6 protein-coding genes are annotated in these 7,441 nt (G+C 31.8%); 4 read left to right on the top strand and 2 right to left on the bottom strand.

Going from position 1 to position 7,441, the window contains the following annotated elements; genetic code table 11:
* Positions 1 to 323 precede the first annotated feature (323 nt).
* On the top strand, positions 324 to 1,205 hold the full coding sequence (gene era / locus Q361_RS04620; protein ID WP_103725543.1) for a GTPase Era: 882 nt from the start codon (positions 324 to 326) through the stop codon (positions 1,203 to 1,205).
* Here the strand turns inward: era and Q361_RS04615 are convergent, their stop codons facing one another.
* The gene (locus Q361_RS04615; RefSeq protein ID WP_103725542.1) at positions 1,206 to 1,700 is read right to left on the bottom strand and encodes a hypothetical protein; all 495 of its coding nucleotides are present in this window, start codon (positions 1,698 to 1,700) and stop codon (positions 1,206 to 1,208) included.
* A gap of 346 nt (positions 1,701 to 2,046) precedes the next feature.
* Here Q361_RS04615 and der point away from each other — a divergent pair, with 346 nt between their 5' ends.
* Positions 2,047 to 3,354, top strand: a complete 1,308-nt coding sequence (gene der / locus Q361_RS04610; protein WP_103725555.1) for a ribosome biogenesis GTPase Der — start codon at positions 2,047 to 2,049, stop codon at positions 3,352 to 3,354.
* A 133-nt stretch (positions 3,355 to 3,487) separates the two neighbouring features.
* Positions 3,488 to 3,994: a hypothetical protein gene (locus Q361_RS04605; protein ID WP_103725541.1), complete on the top strand. Its 507-nt coding sequence runs from the start codon at positions 3,488 to 3,490 to the stop codon at positions 3,992 to 3,994.
* A gap of 61 nt (positions 3,995 to 4,055) precedes the next feature.
* Here the strand turns inward: Q361_RS04605 and Q361_RS04600 are convergent, their stop codons facing one another.
* On the bottom strand, positions 4,056 to 5,033 hold the full coding sequence (locus Q361_RS04600; protein WP_103725540.1) for a TerC family protein: 978 nt from the start codon (positions 5,031 to 5,033) through the stop codon (positions 4,056 to 4,058).
* 186 nt (positions 5,034 to 5,219) lie between these two features.
* Between Q361_RS04600 and Q361_RS04595 the strand changes: the two genes are divergently transcribed.
* A complete protein-coding gene (locus Q361_RS04595; RefSeq protein WP_103725539.1) occupies positions 5,220 to 7,409 on the top strand; it encodes a glutamine synthetase III family protein in 2,190 nt (729 codons plus the stop codon).
* Positions 7,410 to 7,441: the final 32 nt, after the last annotated feature.

Genomic DNA, 7,441 nt, shown 5'->3' with positions numbered 1-7,441 from the left:
TTAACAGGACGTGGATATGGCGAATCACAATTGGTAAACAATTGTGGTTGTGAACCAACAAACAACTCTTCATGCTCGGAAGATCAACACCAAGCTAATAGAAGATCGGAGTTTATTATTACTAAAATGTAATAATCCTTATCCCTAAATACTAAGCCCGCATTAATTATGCGGGCTTTTTTTGTTTAGTAGTTAAGAATTTATTTAAAAATGATCATTATAATTACTAGTAAATAAGTTTCTTTTCAAGCAAGTTTTACAAGTAGATTAAACCTTCTTGACATATTGCGTATATTTGTGGTTTTAATATAATAGGTATTTTTATGCATAAAGCAGGTTTTGTCAATATTATAGGTAATCCAAATGTAGGGAAATCAACTCTAATGAATGCCTTTGTAGGCGAACGCATTTCAATTATTACATCAAAAGCCCAAACTACTAGACATCGTATTTTGGGTATTGTTAATGGAGATGATTTTCAAATTCTTTTTTCAGATACACCTGGAATTATAAAACCAGCTTACGAACTGCAATCATCTATGATGGATTTTGTAAAATCTGCATTTGAAGATGCTGATGTGCTCGTTTATATGGTTGAGATAGGAGAAAAAGAACTCAAAGATGAGGCTTTTTTTAATAAAATTATACATTGCAATATACCTGTTTTGCTTTTATTGAACAAAATAGATAAATCAAATCAAGAGCAACTAGAAGAACAAGTTAATTTTTGGAAAGAAAAAGTACCCAATGCAGAAATATTTCCTATATCTGCTCTTGAAAACTTTAACATTACTACTGTATTTGATAGAATAGTAGCCTTGCTTCCAGAATCAGCCCCGTATTATCCAAAAGATGCTTTAACAGATAAGCCCGAAAGGTTTTTTGTAAATGAAATTATTAGAGAAAAAATCCTTCTTAACTACGATAAAGAAATTCCTTACGCCGTTGAAATAGAAACCGAAGAGTTTAAAGAAGACGATACTATTATACGAATAAAAGCCGTTATTATGGTTGAGCGCGATACTCAAAAAGGGATTCTTATTGGGCATAAAGGAACTGCTTTAAAAAAGGTAGGCGTGCAATCGAGAGAAGAATTAGAGAAGTTTTTTCAAAAGAAAATACATTTAGAATTATTTGTTAAGGTGAATAAAAACTGGAGAAACAATGCGTACCAATTAAAACGTTTTGGCTATAATCAAAAATAATTAGCGAAGTACTTTATTCATCAATTGTTCTAAATTTTCCATCTGAGGCAAACATTTCTTTCGGTTTATTCTTGCTTGAATGTACAATGCAAACCAAAGTACAACCATAATTGCCATAATAACAAAATCAAACAAAAAAGGTTGTTTAATGCTCCAATTAGAATAGGCAATCATTCCAAAAATAAGGAAAACTCCTGCAATAATAAAATGTAAAAACATAAAAAATGTCCAAACAGTTTGGTCTGGGCCATACAAACCTTTTACATGAGTGGTATTGTCTTCATTTTTTAGTAATTCTATATGTAAATGAGGAGAATAGTATTTTCTTTTTGCAAGAGTAATGAAAAAGAAAATATGATGATCTGAAATTTTTATTCGGTAATCATCTTTAACTTCTGCTTTCAATACGGCAGCATCTTCTAAAATTTTATCAATACTTTTTGAAACAGATTTATGAAATCTTGGTCGTAAAACGATACTGTTCTCGCTTTCCATAGCTGTTAGTTTTAATTAATTCGTTGCTAAATAATAATAAAAAAACGAATAATAAAATTTATATCTTAAATAATTTAATAAAACGCAAATAAACTTGTTTAATTTAGAAAGTTTCTAAAAAGCATATTGAAACTTAGGTAGAGTTAATGTCCTTATTTTCTTTAAAATAGTGTACATTTGCAAGCAATTTTTGCTACTCAAACAACTATTGTTCGATGTTTTTATCAATTTGTAAATAAATTGAATGAACTATAGTTCAAAAAGTAGTACCTTTTTGAAATACTTGTTTACACATAGCAAGTAGATGAAACATACTATATGTTTCGCCAAAATTAAATTTATAAATATGAATAATATAGTAGCTATAGTAGGTAGACCAAATGTAGGAAAATCTACTTTTTTTAATAGACTTATACAGCGTAGAGAAGCTATCGTAGATTCTGTAAGCGGTGTTACTCGCGATAGAAATTATGGGAAAAGCGAATGGAATGGAAAAGAATTTTCGGTAATAGATACAGGTGGATACATTAAAGGATCTGATGATATTTTTGAAGCAGAAATACGAAAACAAGTTGAACTAGCTATAGACGAAGCAGATGTTATTGTTTTTGTGGTCGATGTTGAAGAAGGTATTACGCCAATGGACGAAGAAGTAGCAAAGCTGCTTAGAAAAATTACCAAACCTGTTTTGCTGGCTGTTAATAAGGTAGATAATGCCATGCGTGAAAAAGACGCTTATGAGTTTTACAATTTAGGTCTTGGTGAATATTTTACAATTGCAGGAATGAATGGTAGCGGTACAGGCGAATTACTTGATAAGTTGGTAGAAATTTTACCCGAAGTGCCCTCGAATGAAGAAGAAGAAACATTGCCTAGATTTTGCGTGGTTGGCCGACCAAATGCGGGTAAGTCATCATTTATAAATGCTTTAATAGGAGAGGATAGATATATCGTTACCGATATTGCAGGAACTACAAGAGATGCTATAGATACAAGATATACTCGTTTTGGGTTTGATTTTAATTTGGTAGATACAGCAGGAATAAGACGTAAAGCAAAGGTAAAAGAAGATTTAGAGTTTTATTCTGTAATGCGTTCTGTAAGAGCTATAGAACATTCAGATGTTTGTATTTTAATGATTGATGCTACGAGAGGTTTTGAAAGTCAAGATCAAAACATATTTTGGCTTGCCGAAAAAAACAGAAAAGGTATCGTAATATTGGTAAACAAATGGGATTTGATTGAAAAAGATACGATGTCTGCTCGAGATTTTGAGAAAAAAATACGGAAAGAAATAGAGCCATTTACCGACGTGCCTATATTGTTTGTTTCGGCTCTTACCAAACAAAGATTGTTAAAAGCACTAGAAGAAACCGTAAACGTGTATGAAAATCGCAAACAACGCATTGCTACTTCTAAGTTCAACGAACACATGCTTACTATTATAGAAAATTTTCCTCCACCAGCTATAAAAGGAAAATATATTAAAATAAAATACTGTATGCAGTTGCCTACTCCAACACCACAATTTGTGTTTTTTGCCAATTTGCCACAGTATGTAAAGGAGCCATATAAACGTTTTCTTGAAAATAAAATTCGTGAAAATTGGAATTTTGAAGGTGTTCCTATAGATATTTACATAAGAGAGAAATAATATAAAAGTCCGAATTTTTCGGACTTTTTTTATACAATAGCTTTTGTGTTCTTCTTAAAGTTTTCTTAAAACAAAATTTGTGGCATAACAATTGGTTAATGTAAAATATAACCATTAGAAAACTTTATAGATTATGAAAAAAATTACTTTATTGTTTGCTTTTATCGGGATGATAACGCTACAAAGTTGTACTGTAAACGAAGTTCAAAATACACAAGACAACGATACAATAAGTCAAGTGTTTGAAGTAACACGTTCGTTCAATTCGGCTAATGGTTTCACTGCCAATGTAACTTTTCCGTATACTATCTATTCTTCAGATATGGTTTTGGTTTATAGATTATCGGGTGTTTATCAAGGTGCAGATGTTTGGAAACTTTTGCCAGAAACATATTATTTTAACGATGGCACATTAGATTTTAGATACGATTTTGATTTTACAAAATACGATGCTCAAATATATATGGACGGGTATGATTTACCAAGCGTTTCAGCAGCATACAGAACCAATCAAGTGTTTAGAATAGTAATTATTCCTGCTGGATTTTTAAATAAAAATAGTTTTTCAGATTATTCAAACTACAACAAAACATTAGAAGCTTTTCATATAAAAGCAGATAACATCATAAAGGTTAATTAGATTAGGTTGGTTTTATAGTTTGTTTTGAAAAGGGTTGCTCAAATATTTGGCAACCCTTTTTTTATTCTTCGTCTCTAGAAGGCTTGTTTTCGTGTTCTTTTTTATCTCTGTGTAAAGAATAAAATACACCTCCAGCTAGTGCTAAAGCAATAAAACTTAAAGAAGCCCATTCAGGAATATGTAAATAATCATGAGCAAGCATTTTTACACCTACAAAACTCAAAATAGCAATAAGGCTGTATTCTAAATAACTGAATTTTTCTAACATATTTGCCAAAAAGAAGTACATAGAACGCAAGCCTAATATCGCAAATATATTAGAACTAAATACAATAAATGGATCTGAGGTAATAGCAAGAATGGCAGGAACACTATCTACAGCAAATAGTACATCCATCATTTCAATTACTATAAGCGCTACAAACAATGGTGTTGCTGCTTTTTTACCTTTGTAATTTCTTATAAAAAACTTCTCTTTATCGTGTTCAGAAGTTACAGGGATTATTTTCCCTAAAGTTTTGTATACAAATGAATCTTTGGGATTAAAATTATCTTCTCCATCTTTAGAAAACAACATTTTTATCGCTGTAAACAAAAGAAAAACACCAAAAACATAAGTAGTCCAAGTAAATTTATTAATTATAATTACACCAAAAGATATCATTAAACCTCTAAAAACGATAGCGCCAAGTATACCCCAAAATAGCACTCTATGTTGATATTTTTGAGGAATTTTGAAAGAGGTAAAAATAACAGCAATAACAAAAATATTATCAATACTTAAAGAAAGTTCTATAAGATAGCCTGTTATAAACTTTAACGCAGCATTGGTTTGAGATAATGAGTTCGGATTGTTAATGTATTGTGTGCCATACAGCCAATAAATTACACCCGAAAAAATAAAAGAAAGTGTAACCCAAATTCCAGTCCACTTACTAGCTTCTTTGGTGGAAATAATATGAGGGGTTTTATTAAAAACACCTAAGTCTAGAGCCAAGATAACTACTACTAACGAAAGAAATAATATCCAAACAGTCATAAGCTATGTAATTTTTTACAAACATAAGTTTTTAAAATTTATATTCATTACAACAGTTTGTTAAATCATTTTATTTAATTTTTTTAAAACAACCCCTAAAAAAATAGGGTTAAACGTTATTTGTAAGTATAAAATTGTTATTTTTGAGCAAAAAATTAAAGGGTTACTAATTTTAAATATAAAAAAATGGCTACTTTTCGTTTTGAAGCGCTAAAAAAAGCAGCTGGTAGAAAACCAGTAAAAGTAAAAGAACTCGATAGAAAATCGGTAATTTTTGCAAACAATGTATTTAATGATAAGGCGATGCGCCAATTTCTTACTCCAGAAGGGTATCAGGCAGTAAAAGGTGCGGTACAATATGGAACAAAAATTGACAGAAAACTTGCCGATGCTATTGCGCAAGGTATGAAAGAATGGGCGTTGTCTAAAGGGGTTACACATTATACACATTGGTTTCAACCTTTAACAGGTACTACTGCAGAAAAGCACGATGCTTTTTTTGAAACTTCATTTGACGGAAGTGATCCTGTAGAAAAATTTGGTGGAACTCAATTAGTTCAACAAGAACCAGATGCTTCTTCGTTTCCAAACGGAGGTATTCGTAATACATTTGAAGCACGTGGTTATACAGCATGGGACCCAACTTCTCCAGCATTTATTTATGGAACCACACTTTGTATACCTACAGTATTTGTTTCCTATACAGGCGAAGCATTAGACAATAAGACACCTTTATTAAGAGCCTTACACGCTATTGATGCTGCAGCAACAGATGTGGCTAAATATTTTGATAAAAATGTAAAAAAAGTTGCTCCTACTTTAGGTTGGGAACAAGAATATTTTTTAGTAGATAAAGCGTTAGCCTCATCTAGACCCGATATTTTAATGACAGGTAGAACCTTATTGGGGCATACTTCTGCCAAAGGGCAACAACTAGAAGATCATTATTTTGGTTCAATTCCAACTCGTGTATTAAACTACATGCGCGATTTAGAAAATGAATGTATGCTTTTAGGAATACCTGTAAAAACCCGTCATAACGAAGTAGCACCCAACCAATTTGAATTGGCACCTATATTCGAAGAGATTAATTTAGCAGTAGACCACAACTCATTACTCATGGACGTTATGTCAAAAGTGGCAGAAAGACATGATTTTAAAGTTCTTTTTCACGAAAAACCTTTTAAGGGCGTAAATGGTTCGGGTAAACACAACAACTGGTCTTTGGCTACAGATACAGGTATTAATTTATTAAGTCCTGGTAAAACACCTATGAGTAATCTACAGTTTTTAACATTTTTTATCAATACCATTAAAGCTGTATATACACACGAAGAATTGTTGAGAGCCTCTATAGCATCGGCAAGTAACGACCATAGACTCGGAGCAAATGAAGCACCACCTGCTATTATTTCTGTTTTTATTGGGCAACAACTTACCAAAGTATTGGCAGAGCTTGAAGGTGTTTCGAAGGGTAAACTTTCACCCGAAGAAAAAACCGATTTAAAATTGAATGTAGTAGGTAAAATTCCAGATGTATTGCTCGATAATACCGATAGAAATAGAACCTCTCCTTTTGCTTTTACAGGAAATAAGTTTGAGTTTAGAGCCGTAGGTTCGTCTGCCAATTGTGCTACATCAATGACTACTTTAAATACGATTGTTGCTAAACAACTTAAAGATTTTAAAGCAGAAGTAGATACCTTAATAGAAGGAAAAGGGCTTAAAAAAGATGAAGCTATTTTTAATGTGCTTCGCGAATATATAAAAGAAACTAAAGCGATTTTGTTTGAAGGAGATGGGTATAGTGATGCTTGGGAAAAAGAAGCGAAAAAAAGAGGTTTAAGCAATCATAAAACAACACCAAAAGCTTTAAAAGCAAAAGTGTCAAAAGAAGCGGTAAAACTATTTGCAGAAATGGGTGTTATGAACCACGTAGAAGTTGAAGCTCGATATGAAATAGAATTGGAAGAATACACCAAAAAAATCCAAATAGAAGGACGTGTACTTGGCGATATTGCTCGCAACCATGTTATCCCTACAGCCATTCGTTATCAAAATACTTTAATAGAAAATGTAAAAGGATTAAAAGAGATATTTGGTAAAGATTTTGAAAAAGTTGCCAAAGAACAAATAGCTTTAATCAAAGAAATTTCTACGCACATTGAAGGTATTAATACAAATGTTGATGCTATGACCGAAGAACGCAAAAAAGCAAACAACTTAAGTTCTTCCGAAAAAATGGCCGAAGCCTACTGCGATAAAGTAAAACCTTATTTTGAAACCATTAGAGAACATTGTGATAAACTAGAACTTCTTGTAGATGATGAAATTTGGACTCTTACCAAATACAGAGAGTTGTTGTTTACGAGATAAACAATAAAGATAGAATTCAAAAAAACTCTGTT

Source organism: Flavobacterium croceum DSM 17960, from assembly GCF_002917885.1.
Taxonomy (GTDB): Bacteria; Bacteroidota; Bacteroidia; order Flavobacteriales; family Flavobacteriaceae; genus Flavobacterium; species Flavobacterium croceum.
This window is presented reverse-complemented; position numbering and strand designations above follow the sequence as displayed.

Bases quoted from the DNA above. Each gene is read 5' to 3' on its own strand.
- der (WP_103725555.1), top strand. From the start codon at position 2,047: ATGAATAATATAGTAGCTATAGTAGGTAGACCAAATGTAGGAAAATCT.
- era (WP_103725543.1), top strand. From the start codon at position 324: ATGCATAAAGCAGGTTTTGTCAATATTATAGGTAATCCAAATGTAGGG.
- Q361_RS04600 (WP_103725540.1), bottom strand. From the start codon at position 5,033: ATGACTGTTTGGATATTATTTCTTTCGTTAGTAGTAGTTATCTTGGCT.
- Q361_RS04595 (WP_103725539.1), top strand. From the start codon at position 5,220: ATGGCTACTTTTCGTTTTGAAGCGCTAAAAAAAGCAGCTGGTAGAAAA.
- Q361_RS04615 (WP_103725542.1), bottom strand. From the start codon at position 1,700: ATGGAAAGCGAGAACAGTATCGTTTTACGACCAAGATTTCATAAATCT.
- Q361_RS04605 (WP_103725541.1), top strand. From the start codon at position 3,488: ATGAAAAAAATTACTTTATTGTTTGCTTTTATCGGGATGATAACGCTA.